This is a genomic window from Vibrio sp. A2-1, assembly GCF_021728355.1.
In the GTDB taxonomy this organism is placed as follows: domain Bacteria; phylum Pseudomonadota; class Gammaproteobacteria; order Enterobacterales; family Vibrionaceae; genus Vibrio; species Vibrio splendidus_K.
The window spans coordinates 152759-170661 of sequence record NZ_JAKKCO010000007.1; the positions used below are offsets into that span (position 1 = coordinate 152759).

The following is a 17903-nucleotide window of genomic DNA, read 5'->3' on the forward strand; positions in this document are numbered from 1 at the left end:
TAGACATAGCAATAGTCCCTAAGTCTCTAATAAGAGGATTCAACCGTGGCTCGTAAAACTCCTATAGAGCAATACCGTAATATCGGTATCGTTGCTCACGTAGATGCAGGTAAAACAACCACAAGTGAACGTATTCTGTTCTATACCGGTCTTTCTCACAAAATCGGCGAAGTTCACGATGGTGCAGCAACCATGGACTGGATGGAGCAAGAGCAAGAGCGCGGTATTACGATCACTTCAGCAGCAACGACTACGTTTTGGCGTGGTATGGAAGCTCAGTTCTCGGACCACCGTATCAACATCATCGACACTCCTGGACACGTTGACTTCACAATCGAAGTAGAGCGTTCTCTGCGTGTACTTGATGGTGCAGTTGTTGTGTTCTGTGGCTCATCTGGTGTTGAACCTCAGTCAGAGACAGTATGGCGTCAAGCTGATAAGTACCAAGTTCCGCGTATGGTTTTCGTTAACAAAATGGACCGTACAGGCGCAGATTTCTTGCGCGTAGTTGAACAGATCAAGGACCGCCTAGGCGCAACTCCTGTTCCAATTCAACTGAACATTGGTGCTGAAGAAAACTTCCAAGGTGTTGTCGATCTTATCAAGATGAAGGCAATTAACTGGAACGACGCTGACCAGGGCATGACTTTCACGTACGAAGATATTCCTGCAGACATGCAAGAAATGGCTGAAGAATATCGTACTGAACTTGTTGAAGCTGCTGCGGAAGCAAATGAAGATCTGATGGATAAGTACCTTGAAGAAGGTGAGTTAACAGAAGCTGAAATCAAGCAAGGTCTTCGTATTCGTACCCTTAATAATGAAATCGTACTTGCCACTTGTGGTAGTGCATTCAAAAACAAAGGTGTACAAGCTGTTCTAGATGCAGTGGTTGATTTCCTTCCTTCTCCAGTCGATGTACCAGCAATTAAAGGTGTTGATGACGACGAGAATGAAATTGAGCGTCACGCGGACGACAAAGAACCGTTCTCAGCGCTAGCATTTAAAATTGCAACAGACCCATTTGTTGGTACTTTAACTTTCATCCGTGTTTACTCTGGAGTTGTTGAAAGCGGTAAAACAGCTTACAACTCTGTGAAGAAACAACGTGAACGTTTAGGGCGCATTGTTCAAATGCACTCAAACAAACGTGAAGAAGTAAAAGAAGTACGAGCAGGTGACATCGCAGCCATTATCGGCCTTAAAGATGTTACTACTGGTGAAACTCTATGTGATCAGAACCATAAAATCGTTCTTGAGCGTATGGAATTCCCAGATCCAGTTATTCAGATCGTTGTAGAGCCTCGCTCTCAAGCTGATCAAGATAAAATGACTATCGCTCTAGGTAAACTAGCAGCAGAAGACCCATCATTCCGCGTTGATATGGATGCGGAAACTGGCCAGACACTAATTTCTGGTATGGGCGAACTACACTTAGATATCATCGTTGACCGTATGAAGCGTGAATTTAACGTCAACTGCAACGTTGGTAACCCGCAAGTAGCTTATCGTGAAACGATTCGCGGTACTGCGAAAGCGGAAGGTAAATTTATCCGTGAGCATGGTGGTAAAGGTCAGTACGGTCACGTGTGGCTAAAACTTGAACCATCAGAAGCTGGCGAAGGCTTTGTCTTCGTTGATGAAATTGCCAACGGTATCGTACCTAAAGAGTTTATCGCTTCAGTCGCTAAAGGCATTGAAGAGCAGATGAACAATGGTGTACTTGCTGGCTATCCAGTTTTGGATATCAAAGCTACACTATATGATGGTTCTTACCATGAAGTAGATTCAAGTGAGATGGCGTTTACAATCGCTGCCTCTATGGCTTTCAGATCGGGTGCACTTGAAGCGCAACCGGTTCTGCTTGAGCCTATGATGAAAGTTGAAGTAACTACTCCAGAAGACTGGATGGGTGATGTTGTTGGCGATATTAACCGTCGTCGCGGCATCATCGAAGGTATGGACGAGGGGACAGCTGGCCTGAAGATAATTCGTGCACAAGTTCCGTTGTCTGTCATGTTCGGTTACGCAACTGATTTACGTTCTGCGACACAAGGCCGTGCTTCTTACTCTATGGAGTTTAGTGAGTACGCTGAAGTGCCTAACAATGTTGCAAAAGCAATCATTGCAGAGCGTGGTTAAACAAAAGGGACGCATTTTTTTCATTTTTTGAAAGATCAATGCGTCCAAATATTGCGCTAACGAGAGTTGGCGCATAAAATAGCAATTTCTGGCGCGTCTCGCTCAATAATGAACGTGGCGAATCATAACTAGGAAGGAACACGATTGTGTCTAAAGAAAAATTTGAACGTACGAAACCGCACGTAAACGTTGGTACTATCGGCCACGTTGACCACGGTAAAACAACTCTAACTGCTGCTATCTGTACTACACTTGCAAAAGTGTACGGCGGTGTTGCTAAAGATTTCGCATCTATCGATAACGCTCCAGAAGAGCGCGAGCGCGGTATCACAATCGCAACTTCTCACGTTGAGTACGATACTCCTGAACGTCACTACGCACACGTAGACTGTCCTGGACACGCCGATTATGTTAAAAACATGATCACTGGTGCTGCTCAAATGGACGGCGGTATCCTAGTTGTTGCTGCTACAGATGGCCCTATGCCACAAACACGTGAGCACATCCTACTTGGTCGTCAAGTTGGTATCCCTTACATCATCGTATTCATGAACAAATGTGACATGGTTGATGACGAAGAGCTACTTGAGCTAGTAGAAATGGAAGTACGTGAACTTCTTTCTGAGTACGAGTACCCAGGAGACGACCTTCCAGTAATTCAAGGTTCTGCACTTGGCGCTCTAAACGGCGAAAAGCAGTGGGAAGACAAGATTGTTGAGCTTGCAGAAGCACTAGATTCTTACATTCCACTTCCAGAGCGTGCTGTTGACCTACCGTTCCTACTTCCTATTGAAGATGTATTCTCAATCCAAGGTCGTGGTACTGTAGTTACTGGTCGTATCGAGCGCGGTATCCTACGTGTAGGTGACGAAGTAGAAATCGTTGGTATCAAAGAAACTACTCTTACTACTTGTACTGGTGTTGAAATGTTCCGTAAGCTGCTTGACGAAGGTCGTGCAGGTGAGAACGTTGGTGCACTTCTACGTGGTACTAAGCGTGATGACGTTGAACGTGGCCAAGTACTTTCTGCTAAAGGTTCAATCAACCCACACACTAAGTTTGAGTCTGAAGTATACGTACTTTCTAAAGACGAAGGCGGCCGTCACACTCCTTTCTTCAAGGGTTACCGTCCACAGTTCTACTTCCGTACAACTGACGTAACAGGCGATATCACTCTACCAGAAGGCGTAGAAATGGTAATGCCAGGTGACAACGTTCAAATGACTGTTGAGCTAATCGCTCCAATCGCAATGGACGAAGGTCTACGTTTCGCAATCCGCGAAGGTGGCCGTACAGTTGGTGCTGGTGTTGTAGCTAAAATCTTCGCTTAATAGCATTTAGATTTTTGCACACTCTTCATTAGAAGAGCACGCATCTGAAAAGGGAAGCTTCGGCTTCCCTTTTGTTATTTATAGAGAAACATTCCTTTCCCGCGCAATACTCCATACCTCCCCAAGTTCCTTTTTCAATATATTCCGATTATTTTCCCAACACTACTTGCATACTAAAACGTGATCTGTATAATGCATCGCACTGGCTAACGCCGGTTTGTGAACCAATGAGCACTGAGGAGTAGGTCTTACCTAGTAATGTATACTCAGCTTATGTTCGCGGTTAATAAAAATAGTAAACTTCGTGTTTACTTCAAAAGTTAACTGACAATGCGTCCTGATTTTGGATGCTACGGTTTCACATAAATCAATCGGCATTCTCTCGTTCTTTCGAGCTTGAGTGGCGATATTGTTTGTGTAATTTTTAATAATTGGAGCTCTGTCTCATGCAGAACCAACGTATTCGTATCCGCCTTAAAGCGTTTGATTACAAGCTAATCGATGCTTCAACTGCGGAAATCGTTGAAACAGCAAAACGTACTGGCGCACAGGTTCGTGGTCCTATTCCACTTCCTACTCGTAAAGAGCGTTTCACTGTTCTTACCTCTCCACACGTCAACAAAGATGCACGTGACCAGTACGAAATTCGTACTCACAAGCGTTTGATCGACATCGTTGAGCCAACAGATAAAACTGTTGATGCTCTAATGCGTCTTGATCTTGCAGCTGGCGTTGATGTTCAAATCAGCCTAGGTTAAGGGAGATAAGAATAATGATTGGTCTAGTCGGACGTAAAGTGGGTATGACCCGCGTATTTACTGAAGAAGGCGTTTCTATCCCAGTAACTGTTGTTGAGGTTGAAGCGAACCGTATTTCTCAAGTTAAAACTCTTGAGACAGACGGCTACGCAGCAATCCAAGTAACTACTGGTGCTAAGAAAGCTAACCGTGTAACTAAACCTGAAGCTGGTCACTTCGCGAAAGCGGGTGTAGAAGCAGGTCGCGGTCTTTGGGAATTCCGTTTAGAAAACGGCGAAGAGTTTGAAGTTGGCGCTGAGCTAAACGTAGAACTTTTCAACGAAATTAAAAAAGTAGACGTTACTGGTACATCTAAAGGTAAAGGCTTCCAAGGCGCTATCAAGCGTTGGAATTTCTCTACTCAAGATATGACTCACGGTAACTCTTTGTCTCACCGCGCACCGGGTTCAATTGGCCAATGTCAAACTCCAGGCCGCGTGTTTAAAGGCAAGAAAATGGCAGGTCACATGGGAGCTGAGCGTGTAACGACTCAAAACCTAGAGATCGTACGTGTTGACGCTGAGCGCAATCTACTCCTTATTAAAGGTGCAGTACCAGGCTCAACAGGCGGTAACGTGATCGTAAAACCTGCTGTTAAAGCATAACGTCTAGGAGTAAGTAATGGAATTGATGGTTAAAGGTGCTGATGCACTAACTGTTTCCGAGACTACTTTCGGACGTGACTTTAACGAAGCTCTAGTACACCAAGTAGTTGTTGCATATGCAGCAGGTGCTCGTCAAGGTACTCGTGCTCAAAAGACTCGTTCTGAAGTATCAGGCGGCGGTGCTAAGCCATGGCGCCAAAAAGGTACTGGCCGTGCACGTGCTGGTACAATTCGTAGCCCAATCTGGCGTACAGGTGGTGTTACTTTTGCTGCGAAACCACAAGATCACAGCCAAAAAGTAAACAAAAAAATGTACCGCGGTGCTATGAAGAGCATTCTGTCTGAGTTGATTCGTCAAGAGCGTCTAATCGTTGTTGATAACTTCTCTGTAGAAGCACCAAAAACAAAAGAACTTGTAGCTAAGCTTAAAGAGCTTGAGCTAAACGACGTTCTGATTGTGACTGGCGAAGTAGATGAAAATCTATTCTTAGCTGCTCGTAACCTATACAAAGTAGATGCACGTGATGTTGCTGGTGTTGATCCAGTATCACTAATCGCTTTCGACAAGGTTCTGATGACTGCTGACGCAGTTAAGCAAGTTGAGGAGATGCTAGCATGATCACTGAAGAGCGTATCTTAAAAGTTCTACGTGCTCCGCACATCTCTGAAAAAGCAACTATGGCAGCTGAGAAAGCGAACACTATCGTTTTCAAAGTAGCTAAAGATGCAACTAAGAAAGAGATCAAAGCAGCTGTAGAAAAGCTATTTGAAGTTGAAGTTAAGTCTGTAAATACTCTTGTATTAAAGGGTAAGACCAAACGTCAAGGTATGCGTGAAGGCCGTCGTTCAGACGTTAAGAAAGCCTACGTTACTTTGAAAGAAGGTCAAGATCTTGACTTCGTTGGCGGCGCGGAATAACAGGAGTAGTAAAAATGGCTATTGTTAAATGTAAGCCGACTTCCCCTGGTCGTCGTCACGTCGTTAAAGTTGTTAACGCTGACCTGCACAAGGGTAAGCCATACGCACCACTTTTAGAGAAAAACTCTAAGAACGGTGGTCGTAACAACAACGGTCGTATTACAGTACGTCACATCGGTGGTGGTCATAAACACCATTATCGTCTGATTGACTTCAAACGTACTAAAGATGGCATCCCAGCGAAAGTTGAGCGTCTAGAATACGATCCAAACCGTAGTGCTAACATCGCTCTAGTTCTGTACGCAGACGGTGAGCGTCGTTACATCATTGCACCTAAAGGTGTTAACGCAGGCGACCAGATTCAATCTGGCGTAGATGCTGCAATCAAAGCAGGTAACACTCTGCCGATGCGCAACATCCCAGTAGGTTCTACTGTACACTGTGTTGAACTTAAGCCTGGTAAAGGTGCACAACTAGCTCGTTCGGCTGGTGCTTATGCTCAAATCATCGCTCGCGATGGTGCATACGTAACTATCCGTCTACGTTCTGGTGAAATGCGCAAAGTACTTTCTGAAGGTCGTGCAACGATCGGTGAAGTTGGTAACTCTGAGCATATGCTACGTGAACTTGGTAAAGCTGGTGCTTCACGCTGGCGCGGCGTACGTCCAACCGTACGTGGTGTAGTAATGAACCCGGTGGATCACCCACATGGTGGTGGTGAAGGCCGCACATCTGGTGGTCGTCACCCAGTATCTCCTTGGGGCGTTCCTACTAAGGGCTTCAAGACTCGTAAGAATAAGCGCACTGACAAGTACATCGTACGTCGTCGCACTAAATAATTTATAAAGAGGAATCGCCATGCCACGTTCTCTCAAGAAAGGTCCTTTTATTGACCTACACTTGCTGAAGAAGGTAGAGAAAGCGGTGGAAAGCGGAGACAAAAAGCCTATTAAGACTTGGTCCCGTCGCTCAATGATCATCCCAACAATGATTGGTTTGACCATCGCTGTCCATAATGGTCGTCAGCACGTCCCTGTTTTCGTTACCGAAGAAATGATCGGTCACAAACTAGGCGAATTTGCACCAACTCGTACTTATCGCGGTCATGCTGCAGATAAGAAAGCTAAGAAGAAATAAGGAGTAGATGATGGAAGCTTTAGCTAAACATAACTTTGCTCGTATTTCTCCACAGAAAGCTCGCTTAGTTGCAGACCAAATTCGCGGTAAGTCGGTAGACCAGGCTCTAGAAATTCTAACTTTCAGCAACAAAAAAGCTGCTGTTTTAGTTAAGAAAGTTCTTGAGTCAGCTATCGCTAACGCGGAACATAACGAAGGTGCAGATATCGACGATCTAAATGTCGCTAAAATCTTCGTAGATGAGGGCCCTATCATGAAGCGTATTATGCCTCGTGCTAAAGGCCGTGCGGATCGTATCTTGAAGCGTTCAAGCCACATCACTATTGTTGTAGCAGATCGCTAAAGACTAGGAGAGTAAGCAATGGGTCAGAAAGTACATCCTAATGGTATTCGTCTTGGCATCGTCAAGCCTTGGAATGCTACATGGTTTGCTAATACCAACGAATTCGCTGACAACCTAGACGGCGACTTCAAGGTACGTCAGTTCCTTACCAAGGAACTACAAAAAGCATCATTATCTCGTATCGTTATCGAGCGTCCAGCGAAGAGCATCCGTGTGACTATTCACACAGCTCGTCCTGGCGTTGTTATCGGTAAGAAAGGTGAAGACGTAGAGAAGCTACGCGCAGCTGTAGCTAAAATCGCAGGTGTACCAGCGCAAATTAACATCGCTGAAGTACGTAAGCCTGAGCTAGATGGTCAGCTTGTAGCTGATAGCATCGCGTCTCAACTAGAGCGTCGTGTTATGTTCCGTCGTGCAATGAAGCGTGCGGTACAAAATGCTATGCGTCTAGGCGCTAAAGGCATCAAAGTACAAGTAGGCGGCCGTCTTGGCGGTGCTGAAATCGCACGTTCAGAGTGGTACCGTGAAGGCCGTGTGCCTCTACACACTCTACGTGCAGACATTGATTACGCAACTTCTTCGGCTCACACTCAATACGGTGTGATCGGCATTAAAGTTTGGATCTTCAAAGGTGAGATTCTAGGCGGTATGCCAGCTGCTAACGCAGTAGAGCCAAAAGGCGATAAGCCTAAGAAGCAGCGTAAAGGCCGTAAGTAAGGAGTCGAACGATGCTACAACCAAAACGTACTAAGTTCCGCAAGGTTATGACTGGTCGTAACCGTGGTCTAGCTAAAGGTACTGAAGTAAGCTTCGGCGAATTCGGTCTTAAAGCTGTTGGCCGTGGTCGTCTGACTGCACGTCAAATCGAAGCGGCACGTCGTGCTATGACACGTCACATTAAGCGTCAAGGTCAAATCTGGATCCGTGTTTTCCCAGACAAACCAATTACTGAAAAGCCTCTTGAAGTTCGTCAAGGTAAAGGTAAAGGTTCAGTTGCGTACTGGGTTGCTCAAATCCAACCAGGCAAAGTTATGTACGAGATGAATGGCGTACCTGAAGAGTTGGCACGTGAAGCGTTCCGCCTAGCGGCGCGTAAACTGCCTGTTAAAACTACTTTTGTAACTAAGCAGGTGATGTGATGAAAGCACAAGATCTACGCGAAAAGAACGTTGAAGAGCTTAACGCTGAGCTATTGAATTTGCTACGTGAACAGTTCAACTTGCGCATGCAAGCTGCAACTGGTCAACTTCAGCAAACTCATACTCTAAAAGCTGTACGCCGTGACATCGCACGTGTGAAAACTGTTTTGACTGAAAAGGCAGGCGCATAATGAGCGAAACTAACCGCATCCAGCAAGGCCGTGTAGTAAGTGACAAGATGGACAAGTCTATCGTTGTTGCTATTGAGCGTACTGTAAAACACCCAATTTACGGTAAGTTCATCAAACGCACGACTAAAGTACACGCACACGACGAAGACAACACTTGTGGCCTAGGCGACAAAGTTGAAATCGCTGAGTGTCGTCCTCTGTCTAAGACTAAGTCTTGGACATTGGTTAAAGTTCTAGAAAAAGCGAAGATTTAATCTTTGTAATTCTATAACTTATAAGCGGCTCCAAATTATTTTTTGGAGCCGCTTGTTTTTTGTCTACCCAATTTAAAAAAAGGGTGGTACAATTCGCGTCCCTTTTAAAGAGGCAGCCCGACCCGAGAGGGTCTAGTTTTAATATTTAGCGGAGCACTAACAATGATCCAGATGCAAAGTACACTTGACGCAGCAGATAACTCTGGCGCGCGCAAGGTAATGTGTATTAAGGTTCTGGGTGGCTCTCACCGCCGTTATGCACATATCGGTGACGTCATCAAGGTTACAGTGAAGGAAGCGATTCCTCGCGGTAAAGTAAAGAAAGGTGATGTTCTGAAGGCGGTAGTAGTGCGCACCCGTAAAGGCGTTCGTCGCCCAGACGGTTCTGTCATTCGCTTCGACAGTAATGCTTGTGTATTGTTAAATGACACTACTGAGCAACCAGTCGGCACACGTATCTTTGGTCCTGTGACTCGTGAACTTCGTAACGCGAAATTCATGAAGATTGTATCACTTGCACCTGAAGTTCTGTAAGGAGCGGCAACATGGCAGCTAAAATCCGTCGTAACGACGAAGTAATCATTCTTGCTGGTAAAGATAAAGGCAAGAAAGGTAAAGTAACTAAGGTTCTGACAACTGGTAAAGTTGTTGTTGAAGGCATCAATCTTGTTAAAAAACACCAAAAGCCGGTTCCGGCTCTAGGTCAACAAGGTGGCATCGTTGAACAAGAAGCAGCTATTGATGCTTCTAACGTTGCAGTCTTTAACGCGGCTACTGGTAAAGCAGACCGTATCGGTTTCCGTATCGAAGATGGCAAGAAAGTTCGTTTCTTCAAATCTAACGGCGAAACTGTTTCTAACTAATTAGAAGTAATTTGGAGTTCTACTATGGCGAAACTGCATGATTACTACAAGTCGTCTGTAGTCGCTGAGCTTACCAAAGAGTTCAGCTACACAAGCGTCATGCAAGTCCCTAGGATTGAGAAAATCACCCTAAACATGGGCGTTGGTGAAGCAATCAACGATAAGAAACTGCTAGAAAACGCAGCATCTGATATGGCAACGATCTCTGGTCAAAAGCCACTTATCACGAAAGCGCGTAAATCTGTAGCTGGTTTCAAAATTCGTGAAGGCTACCCAATTGGTTGTAAAGTAACCTTGCGTGGTGAGCGCATGTGGGAATTTTTAGAGCGTTTAATCTCTATCGCACTTCCACGTGTACGTGATTTCCGTGGTGTTAGCGCTAAGTCTTTTGACGGACGCGGTAACTACAGCATGGGCGTTCGCGAGCAAATCATCTTTCCGGAAATCGACTACGATAAAGTCGATCGTGTCCGCGGTCTTGATATTACTATCACGACATCTGCGGGATCCGATGAGGAAGGCCGAGCTCTGCTGGCTGCCTTTAACTTCCCATTCCGTAAGTAAGGGTAGGGTTACTGTTATGGCTAAACAATCAATGAAAGCACGTGAAGCTAAACGTGCAAAACTAGTAGTTAAGTTCGCTGAAAAGCGTTCTGCGCTAAAAGTTATCATTAGCGATGTAAACGCATCTGAAGAAGATCGTTGGAATGCGGTTCTTAAACTGCAATCTCTTCCACGTGATTCAAGTGCATCACGTCAGCGCAACCGTTGCAACCAAACTGGTCGTCCACACGGTTACCTACGTAAATTCGGTCTAAGCCGCATTAAGGTTCGTGAAGCTTGCATGAAAGGCGAGATTCCGGGTCTTCGTAAGGCTAGCTGGTAATTGCCACTTAATCATTTGGAGTAAATCTTATGAGCATGCAAGATCCGATTTCGGATATGCTGACCCGAGTTCGTAACGGTCAGGCAGCAAATAAAGTTGCTGTAAAAATGCCTTCTTCAAAGCTTAAAGTTGCAATTGCTGCATTACTTAAAGCTGAAGGTTACATCGTAGACTTCGCTGTTGACAGCGAAGTAAAACCTGAGCTAGAAGTTACTCTTAAGTACTTCCAAGCTAAACCTGTAATCGAGCAAATCAAGCGTGTATCACGTCCTGGTCTAAGAGTTTATAAAAATAAAGACTCTTTACCTACAGTGATGGGTGGTCTTGGTATTGCAGTTGTTTCTACTTCCAAGGGTCTGATGTCTGACCGTGCTGCTCGCAAAGCAGGTCTTGGCGGTGAAATCATCTGTTACGTAGCTTAAGGAGTAGATTATGTCTCGTGTTGCTAAAGCACCTGTCGCTATTCCAGCTGGCGTAGAGGTGAAACTAAACGGCCAAGAAGTTACTGTAAAAGGTAGCAAAGGTGAGCTTACTCGCGTTCTTAACAGCGCCGTAGTTATTGCACAGGAAGAAAACAACCTAACTTTCGGTCCGAAAGAAGGTGTTACTAACGCATGGGCACAGGCTGGTACAGCTCGCGCTCTAGTTAATAACATGGTTGTGGGTGTTACTCAGGGCTTCGTTAAGAAGTTAACTCTTAAAGGTGTTGGTTACCGTGCTGCTATCAAAGGCAACTCTGTAGGTCTAACACTAGGCTTTTCTCACCCAGTAGAGCACGCTCTACCTGAAGGTATTAAAGCTGAGTGCCCTAGCCAAACTGAGATCATTATTACTGGTTGCGATAAGCAAGTAGTAGGTCAAGTTGCGGCTGACATTCGTTCTTACCGTGCTCCTGAACCTTATAAAGGTAAAGGTGTTCGTTACGCAGATGAAAATGTGCGTACTAAAGAAGCTAAGAAGAAGTAAGGTATCACTATGGATAAGAAAGCATCTCGCATCCGTCGTGCTACACGTGCACGTCGTAAGATTGCAGAACTTGGCGCAACTCGCTTGGTAGTACACCGTACTCCTCGCCATGTTTACGCTCAAGTTATCTCGGCAAACGGCTCTGAGGTTATCGCAGCTGCTTCTACTGTAGAAAAAGCGATCCGTGAGCAAGTTAAGAACACTAGTAACGTTGATGCAGCTAAAGCAGTTGGTAAAGCTGTTGCTGAGCGCGCTCTTGAAAAAGGCGTAGCTACAGTTGCATTTGATCGTTCTGGTTTCCAATACCACGGTCGAGTAGCGGCGCTAGCAGATTCTGCTCGCGAAGCTGGTCTGAAATTCTAAGGTAGGGTTGGAAGATGGCTAAAGAACAACAACAAGCTAATGATTTGCAAGAAAAGCTGATCGCTGTTAACCGTGTATCTAAGACGGTTAAAGGTGGTCGAATCATGAGCTTCACTGCACTAACAGTAGTTGGTGACGGTAATGGTCGTGTAGGTTTCGGTTACGGCAAAGCTCGTGAAGTACCTGCTGCGATTCAAAAAGCAATGGAAAAAGCGCGTCGTAACATGGTTACTGTTGCGCTTAACGAAGGCACTCTTCACCACCCGGTGAAAGGTCGTCATTCGGGCTCTAAAGTTTACATGCAGCCAGCTGCTGAAGGTACAGGTGTTATTGCCGGTGGTGCAATGCGTGCCGTACTTGAAGTTGCAGGCGTACATAACGTACTTTCTAAAGCATACGGTTCAACGAACCCAATCAACGTTGTTCGCGCAACGATTGGTGCTCTAGTAGACGTTAAGTCACCAGAAATGGTTGCTGCTAAACGTGGTCTAACTGTTGAATCTATTTCGGAGTAAGAACACGATGGCAACTATTAAAGTAACTCAAACTAAAAGCTCAATTGGTCGCCTACCTAAGCACAAAGCGTGTCTTAAAGGTCTAGGTCTTCGTCGCATCAACCATACAGTAGAACTTGAAGATACACCGTGCGTACGCGGTATGATCAACAAGGTTTACTACATGGTTAAGATTGAGGAGTAATCAGAATGCGTTTGAATACTCTATCACCGGCTGCTGGCTCTAAACCTTCTAAGAAGCGTGTAGGTCGTGGTATCGGTTCTGGCCTTGGTAAAACAGGTGGCCGCGGTCACAAAGGTCAAAAGTCACGTTCTGGCGGCTCTGTTCGTCCAGGTTTTGAAGGCGGTCAAATGCCTCTAAAACAACGTCTACCTAAATTCGGTTTCACTTCTCGTAAGAGCCTAGTGTCTGCTGAAGTTCGTCTAGCTGAGCTAGCGAAAGTAACAGGTGACGTAGTTGATCTTAACAGCCTTAAAGCTGCTAACGTTATCACTAAGAACATCGAGTTTGTTAAGATCGTTCTTTCTGGTGACCTAAGCAAAGCTGTGACTGTTAAAGGTCTACGCGTGACTAAAGGCGCTAAAGCTGCAATCGAAGCTGCAGGCGGTAAAATCGAGGAATAATCTCGAGGAACGAGGTACAGATGGCTAAGAAACCAGGAAAAGATTTTCGTAGTGCTCAAAGCGGCTTAAGTGAACTAAAGTCGCGCTTATTATTCGTAATTGGTGCACTTTTAGTATTCCGAGCCGGCTCTTTTGTGCCGATCCCTGGTATTGACGCAGCTGTACTTGCCGATTTGTTCGATCAGCAAAAAGGTACCATCGTAGAAATGTTTAACATGTTCTCCGGTGGTGCTCTTGAGCGTGCATCTATATTAGCATTGGGTATCATGCCGTACATTTCGGCATCGATCGTAGTCCAATTGCTAACTGTAGTTCATCCAGCGTTAGCGGAACTCAAGAAAGAGGGTGAAGCAGGCCGTCGTAAGATAAGCCAATATACACGCTACGGCACGCTTGTACTTGCAACATTCCAAGCTATTGGTATCGCAACAGGCTTACCAAACATGGTCGACAATCTGGTTGTTATCAACCAAACCATGTTTACGCTTATTGCTACCGTGAGTTTAGTAACTGGTACCATGTTTTTGATGTGGTTAGGTGAACAAATCACTGAGCGAGGAATCGGTAATGGTATTTCCATTCTGATTTTTGCAGGTATTGTTGCTGGATTGCCTTCTGCAATCGGTCAAACAATCGAGCAAGCGCGTCAAGGTGAATTGCATGTGCTTCTTCTGTTGTTTATCGCGGTATTGTCTTTTGCTGTAATTTACTTCGTGGTTTTCATGGAGCGTGGTCAACGTCGTATCGTCGTTAACTATGCGAAGCGTCAACAAGGTCGTAAAGTGTTTGCAGCACAAAGTTCTCATTTGCCACTTAAGATTAATATGGCAGGTGTTATACCAGCGATTTTTGCATCAAGTATTATTTTGTTCCCAGGAACATTAGCGCAGTGGTTTGGTCAAAATGGTGAAAGCAGCGCGTTCGGTTGGTTAACTGACGTGTCATTAGCTCTTAGCCCAGGTCAACCGTTGTATGTAATGCTTTATGCAGCAGCTATAATCTTCTTCTGTTTCTTCTATACAGCGTTGGTGTTTAACCCACGTGAAACAGCTGATAACTTGAAGAAGTCTGGTGCATTCGTACCCGGTATCCGCCCAGGTGAGCAGACAGCGAAATATATCGATAAAGTGATGACTAGACTAACCCTTGCGGGCGCTCTATACATTACTTTTATATGTCTGATTCCTGAGTTCATGATGGTCGCGTGGAACGTTCGTTTCTACTTTGGCGGCACTTCCCTACTAATCGTAGTGGTTGTTATCATGGATTTCATGGCACAGGTACAGACTCATCTGATGTCACAACAGTATGATTCTGTGTTAAAGAAAGCGAATCTGAAAGGTTACGGCCGTTAATTCGGTAGTAATTATTTCGATTCCATTTACGGAGTTTAGCAATGAAAGTTCGTGCTTCCGTTAAAAAAATCTGCCGTAACTGTAAAGTTATCAAGCGTAACGGTGTCGTTCGCGTGATTTGCAGTGAGCCAAAGCATAAGCAACGCCAAGGCTAATCAGCAGAAATTTTTACTTGAAATACTAGGTAGAGTCGAGTATATTCCTCGGCCTACCTTTTGCGTGCAAAAGAAGTAGTATGCCGCAGCGTATCCATAACGGGCTTTGCTGCGGATAATTCTTTTATGAACCCCCTTAGGAGTGAATAATGGCCCGTATAGCCGGCATTAACATTCCTGATCATAAGCATTCTGTAATTGCACTTACTGCAATCTACGGTATTGGTAAAACTCGCTCTCAAGCTATTCTAGCTGAAGTGGGTATTGCTGAAGATGCTAAGATCAGTGAACTAACTGAAGAGCAGATCGATCAACTGCGTGATGGTGTAGCTAAATACACTGTAGAAGGTGATCTACGTCGTGAAGTATCGATGAACATCAAGCGTCTTATGGACCTTGGCTGTTACCGCGGTCTTCGTCATCGTCGCAGTCTACCACTACGTGGACAGCGTACTAAAACCAACGCTCGCACCCGTAAGGGTCCGCGCAAGCCGATCAAGAAATAGTCGGATAAGGTAGAGTACAATGGCAAAACAACCAACTCGCGCGCGTAAGCGCGTACGCAAGCAAGTAGCTGATGGCGTAGCGCACATTCATGCTTCTTTCAACAACACAATCGTAACTATCACTGACCGCCAAGGCAACGCTCTTGCATGGGCTACAGCAGGTGGTTCAGGTTTCCGTGGTTCTCGTAAATCTACTCCGTTCGCAGCACAAGTTGCAGCTGAGCGTTGTGGTGAAATGGCTAAAGAATATGGCCTAAAGAACTTGGAAGTTATGGTTAAGGGTCCAGGTCCAGGTCGCGAATCTACTGTTCGTGCACTGAACGCTGCTGGTTTCCGTATCACTAACATTGTTGATGCGACACCAATCCCTCATAACGGTTGTCGTCCACCTAAGAAACGTCGCGTTTAAGTTTCGTTTCTAGGAATATTGGAGAAAGATCATGGCAAGATATTTGGGTCCTAAGCTGAAGCTTAGCCGTCGCGAAGGTACTGACTTATTCCTTAAGTCTGGTGTCCGTGCGATCGATACCAAGTGTAAAATTGATAACGCACCAGGTGTACACGGCGCTCGTCGCGGTCGTCTATCTGAGTATGGCGTTCAGCTTCGTGAGAAGCAAAAAGTTCGTCGTATCTACGGCGTTCTAGAAAAACAATTCCGCAACTACTACAAAGAAGCTGCACGTCTTAAAGGCAACACAGGTGCAAACCTGCTTCAGCTTCTTGAAGGTCGTCTTGATAACGTAGTTTACCGTATGGGTTTTGGCGCTACTCGTGCTGAATCTCGTCAACTAGTTAGCCACAAGTCTGTTCTAGTTAACGGTAAAGTTGTAAACGTTCCTTCTTTCAAAGTAGCGGCTAACGACGTTGTTTCTATCCGCGAGAAAGCTAAACAGCAATCTCGTATTAAAGCGGCTCTAGAAGTTGCTGAACAACGTGAAAAGCCAACTTGGATTGAAGTAGATGCTAGCAAAATGGAAGGTACATTCAAGCGTATGCCTGAGCGTTCTGACCTATCAGCTGACATCAATGAACACTTGATCGTCGAACTTTACTCTAAGTAAGGTTAAAAAAAGAGAGGACACAATGCAGGGTTCTGTAACAGAATTTCTTAAGCCGCGTCTTGTTGACATTGAACAGATCAATACGACACACGCGAAAGTAACTCTTGAGCCATTAGAGCGCGGTTTCGGCCACACTCTAGGTAATGCTCTTCGCCGCATTCTTCTATCTTCTATGCCGGGTTGTGCCGTAACAGAAGTTGAAATTGAAGGTGTGCTACACGAATACAGCACTAAAGAAGGCGTTCAGGAAGATATCCTGGAAATCCTTCTAAACCTTAAAGGTTTAGCTGTACGCGTTGCTGAAGGCAAAGATGAAGTGTTTATTACACTGAACAAATCAGGCTCAGGCCCTGTTGTTGCAGGTGACATCACCCACGATGGTGATGTAGAGATCGCTAACCCTGAGCACGTAATTTGTCACCTAACGGATGACAATGCTGAGATCGCTATGCGTATCAAAGTAGAACGTGGTCGTGGTTACGTTCCAGCTTCAGCTCGTATCCATACTGAAGAAGATGAGCGTCCTATCGGTCGTCTATTAGTTGACGCTACTTACAGCCCGGTTGATAAAATCGCCTATGCTGTAGAAGCGGCACGTGTAGAACAACGTACTGATTTAGACAAGCTTGTTATCGATATGGAAACGAACGGTACTCTAGAACCTGAGGAAGCAATCCGTCGTGCAGCTACTATTTTAGCTGAACAACTGGATGCGTTCGTAGATCTTCGTGATGTACGTGTACCTGAGGAGAAGGAAGAGAAGCCAGAATTCGATCCTATCCTACTACGTCCTGTAGACGATCTTGAACTAACAGTTCGCTCTGCTAACTGTTTGAAAGCAGAAGCGATTCACTACATCGGTGATCTTGTACAGCGCACTGAGGTTGAGCTACTTAAAACGCCAAACCTTGGTAAGAAATCTCTTACAGAGATTAAAGATGTGCTTGCTTCACGTGGTCTTTCTCTAGGCATGCGCCTAGAAAACTGGCCACCAGCGTCAATCGCTGAAGATTAATCGAAAAGTTAGAAGGATTAGGTCATGCGCCATCGTAAAAGTGGTCGTCAACTCAACCGCAACAGCAGTCATCGCAAAGCGATGTTCAGCAACATGGCTAGCTCTCTTGTTCGTCACGAAGTTATTAAAACTACCGTGCCTAAAGCAAAAGAACTACGTCGCGTAATTGAGCCATTGATTACCCTAGCTAAGACAGACAGTGTTGCTAACCGTCGTCTTGCATTTGCTCGCACTCGTGATAACGAAGTTGTGGCAAAACTATTTAATGAACTAGGCCCGCGTTTCGCGGCTCGCCAAGGTGGTTACACTCGCATTCTTAAATGTGGTTTCCGTACTGGTGATAAAGCTCCAATGGCTTACATTGAGCTTGTAGACCGCCCAGCTGCTGAAGAAGCTGCTGAGTAATCTATACTAGATTCTTAATACAAAAAGCCGAGCATTAGCTCGGCTTTTTTTGTTTCTATCGAATTGAAAAATTGCACCACGATGTTTGGCATTTTTGCTTGCCTGCTCAGCTCTATTTTTTAAAAATATCTCGTATCTCGTATCTCGTATCTCGTATCTCGTATCTCGTATCTCGTATCTCGTATCTCGTATCTCGTATCTCGTATCTGATGTGACCCCATAAAAGTAGACACTTAATACAGAGCATTGAGTGTCATGAAAGTAAAATCACAAAGACAATATACAGACGAATTTAAACGAGAAGCTGTTCAGCGATCTCTCGATTCTTCTGA

General features: G+C 45.1%; 30 protein-coding genes. All 30 read left to right on the forward strand.

What is annotated here, in order from left to right; genetic code table 11:
• The first annotated feature begins 45 nt into the window (after positions 1-45).
• On the forward strand, positions 46-2142 hold the full coding sequence (fusA, locus tag L3V33_RS19075; protein WP_237291043.1) for an elongation factor G: 2097 nt from the start codon (positions 46-48) through the stop codon (positions 2140-2142).
• 146 nt (positions 2143-2288) lie between these two features.
• Positions 2289-3473: an elongation factor Tu gene (gene tuf, locus L3V33_RS19080; RefSeq protein WP_012604914.1), complete on the forward strand. Its 1185-nt coding sequence runs from the start codon at positions 2289-2291 to the stop codon at positions 3471-3473.
• Between the two features lie 446 nt (positions 3474-3919).
• Positions 3920-4231 carry a 30S ribosomal protein S10 gene (gene rpsJ, locus L3V33_RS19085; protein ID WP_004736761.1) on the forward strand — a complete coding sequence of 104 codons (312 nt, stop codon included), beginning with the start codon at positions 3920-3922 and terminating at the stop codon, positions 4229-4231.
• A gap of 14 nt (positions 4232-4245) precedes the next feature.
• The gene (rplC, locus tag L3V33_RS19090; protein WP_004736763.1) at positions 4246-4875 is read left to right on the forward strand and encodes a 50S ribosomal protein L3; all 630 of its coding nucleotides are present in this window, start codon (positions 4246-4248) and stop codon (positions 4873-4875) included.
• Positions 4876-4891: 16 nt separating this feature from the next.
• Entirely contained in the window at positions 4892-5494 is a 603-nt protein-coding gene (gene rplD / locus L3V33_RS19095) for a 50S ribosomal protein L4 (protein ID WP_004736764.1), read from the forward strand.
• Positions 5491-5793 carry a 50S ribosomal protein L23 gene (rplW, locus tag L3V33_RS19100; RefSeq protein WP_004736765.1) on the forward strand — a complete coding sequence of 101 codons (303 nt, stop codon included), beginning with the start codon at positions 5491-5493 and terminating at the stop codon, positions 5791-5793. Before rplD ends, rplW begins: the two co-directional genes overlap by 4 nt.
• 14 nt (positions 5794-5807) lie before the next feature.
• Positions 5808-6632 carry a 50S ribosomal protein L2 gene (gene rplB, locus L3V33_RS19105; RefSeq protein ID WP_017076297.1) on the forward strand — a complete coding sequence of 275 codons (825 nt, stop codon included), beginning with the start codon at positions 5808-5810 and terminating at the stop codon, positions 6630-6632.
• A gap of 19 nt (positions 6633-6651) precedes the next feature.
• The gene (gene rpsS, locus L3V33_RS19110) at positions 6652-6930 is read left to right on the forward strand and encodes a 30S ribosomal protein S19 (RefSeq protein ID WP_004736729.1); all 279 of its coding nucleotides are present in this window, start codon (positions 6652-6654) and stop codon (positions 6928-6930) included.
• A 10-nt stretch (positions 6931-6940) separates the two neighbouring features.
• Complete coding sequence (gene rplV, locus L3V33_RS19115; protein WP_004736732.1) at positions 6941-7273, forward strand: 50S ribosomal protein L22; 333 nt, start codon at positions 6941-6943, stop codon at positions 7271-7273.
• An 18-nt stretch (positions 7274-7291) separates the two neighbouring features.
• Positions 7292-7990: a 30S ribosomal protein S3 gene (rpsC, locus tag L3V33_RS19120; protein ID WP_004736734.1), complete on the forward strand. Its 699-nt coding sequence runs from the start codon at positions 7292-7294 to the stop codon at positions 7988-7990.
• An 11-nt stretch (positions 7991-8001) separates the two neighbouring features.
• On the forward strand, positions 8002-8412 hold the full coding sequence (gene rplP / locus L3V33_RS19125) for a 50S ribosomal protein L16 (protein WP_004736736.1): 411 nt from the start codon (positions 8002-8004) through the stop codon (positions 8410-8412).
• On the forward strand, positions 8412-8603 hold the full coding sequence (gene rpmC / locus L3V33_RS19130) for a 50S ribosomal protein L29 (protein ID WP_004736737.1): 192 nt from the start codon (positions 8412-8414) through the stop codon (positions 8601-8603). Before rplP ends, rpmC begins: the two co-directional genes overlap by 1 nt.
• Entirely contained in the window at positions 8603-8857 is a 255-nt protein-coding gene (gene rpsQ, locus L3V33_RS19135) for a 30S ribosomal protein S17 (RefSeq protein ID WP_004736739.1), read from the forward strand. Before rpmC ends, rpsQ begins: the two co-directional genes overlap by 1 nt.
• A 162-nt stretch (positions 8858-9019) precedes the next feature.
• The gene (gene rplN, locus L3V33_RS19140; RefSeq protein WP_004736740.1) at positions 9020-9391 is read left to right on the forward strand and encodes a 50S ribosomal protein L14; all 372 of its coding nucleotides are present in this window, start codon (positions 9020-9022) and stop codon (positions 9389-9391) included.
• An 11-nt stretch (positions 9392-9402) separates the two neighbouring features.
• On the forward strand, positions 9403-9720 hold the full coding sequence (rplX, locus tag L3V33_RS19145) for a 50S ribosomal protein L24 (RefSeq protein WP_004736742.1): 318 nt from the start codon (positions 9403-9405) through the stop codon (positions 9718-9720).
• Positions 9721-9744: 24 nt separating this feature from the next.
• Entirely contained in the window at positions 9745-10284 is a 540-nt protein-coding gene (gene rplE / locus L3V33_RS19150; protein WP_004736744.1) for a 50S ribosomal protein L5, read from the forward strand.
• A gap of 16 nt (positions 10285-10300) precedes the next feature.
• Complete coding sequence (gene rpsN / locus L3V33_RS19155) at positions 10301-10606, forward strand: 30S ribosomal protein S14 (protein ID WP_004736747.1); 306 nt, start codon at positions 10301-10303, stop codon at positions 10604-10606.
• A 29-nt stretch (positions 10607-10635) separates the two neighbouring features.
• Positions 10636-11028: a 30S ribosomal protein S8 gene (gene rpsH, locus L3V33_RS19160; RefSeq protein ID WP_004736749.1), complete on the forward strand. Its 393-nt coding sequence runs from the start codon at positions 10636-10638 to the stop codon at positions 11026-11028.
• A gap of 10 nt (positions 11029-11038) precedes the next feature.
• A complete protein-coding gene (gene rplF, locus L3V33_RS19165) occupies positions 11039-11572 on the forward strand; it encodes a 50S ribosomal protein L6 (RefSeq protein WP_004736750.1) in 534 nt (177 codons plus the stop codon).
• A gap of 9 nt (positions 11573-11581) precedes the next feature.
• Positions 11582-11935, forward strand: a complete 354-nt coding sequence (gene rplR / locus L3V33_RS19170; RefSeq protein WP_004736752.1) for a 50S ribosomal protein L18 — start codon at positions 11582-11584, stop codon at positions 11933-11935.
• Positions 11936-11949: 14 nt separating this feature from the next.
• A complete protein-coding gene (gene rpsE, locus L3V33_RS19175) occupies positions 11950-12450 on the forward strand; it encodes a 30S ribosomal protein S5 (protein ID WP_004736754.1) in 501 nt (166 codons plus the stop codon).
• 7 nt (positions 12451-12457) lie between these two features.
• Positions 12458-12634 (forward strand): 50S ribosomal protein L30, encoded by a 177-nt coding sequence (gene rpmD, locus L3V33_RS19180; protein ID WP_004736756.1) that lies wholly within the window; start codon positions 12458-12460, stop codon positions 12632-12634.
• 5 nt (positions 12635-12639) lie between these two features.
• Positions 12640-13074 carry a 50S ribosomal protein L15 gene (gene rplO, locus L3V33_RS19185; RefSeq protein ID WP_004736758.1) on the forward strand — a complete coding sequence of 145 codons (435 nt, stop codon included), beginning with the start codon at positions 12640-12642 and terminating at the stop codon, positions 13072-13074.
• A 20-nt stretch (positions 13075-13094) separates the two neighbouring features.
• Positions 13095-14429 (forward strand): preprotein translocase subunit SecY, encoded by a 1335-nt coding sequence (gene secY / locus L3V33_RS19190; RefSeq protein WP_004736759.1) that lies wholly within the window; start codon positions 13095-13097, stop codon positions 14427-14429.
• Between the two features lie 41 nt (positions 14430-14470).
• The gene (gene rpmJ / locus L3V33_RS19195) at positions 14471-14584 is read left to right on the forward strand and encodes a 50S ribosomal protein L36 (protein WP_000868186.1); all 114 of its coding nucleotides are present in this window, start codon (positions 14471-14473) and stop codon (positions 14582-14584) included.
• A 149-nt stretch (positions 14585-14733) separates the two neighbouring features.
• Positions 14734-15090 (forward strand): 30S ribosomal protein S13, encoded by a 357-nt coding sequence (rpsM, locus tag L3V33_RS19200; RefSeq protein WP_004738779.1) that lies wholly within the window; start codon positions 14734-14736, stop codon positions 15088-15090.
• A 19-nt stretch (positions 15091-15109) separates the two neighbouring features.
• On the forward strand, positions 15110-15499 hold the full coding sequence (gene rpsK / locus L3V33_RS19205) for a 30S ribosomal protein S11 (RefSeq protein ID WP_004738778.1): 390 nt from the start codon (positions 15110-15112) through the stop codon (positions 15497-15499).
• Between the two features lie 31 nt (positions 15500-15530).
• Positions 15531-16151 carry a 30S ribosomal protein S4 gene (rpsD, locus tag L3V33_RS19210; protein WP_004729814.1) on the forward strand — a complete coding sequence of 207 codons (621 nt, stop codon included), beginning with the start codon at positions 15531-15533 and terminating at the stop codon, positions 16149-16151.
• Between the two features lie 22 nt (positions 16152-16173).
• The gene (rpoA, locus tag L3V33_RS19215; RefSeq protein ID WP_004729813.1) at positions 16174-17166 is read left to right on the forward strand and encodes a DNA-directed RNA polymerase subunit alpha; all 993 of its coding nucleotides are present in this window, start codon (positions 16174-16176) and stop codon (positions 17164-17166) included.
• 24 nt (positions 17167-17190) lie between these two features.
• Positions 17191-17571, forward strand: coding sequence for a 50S ribosomal protein L17 (gene rplQ / locus L3V33_RS19220; protein ID WP_004729812.1), 381 nt, complete (start codon positions 17191-17193; stop codon positions 17569-17571).
• The last annotated feature ends 332 nt before the right edge of the window (positions 17572-17903 follow it).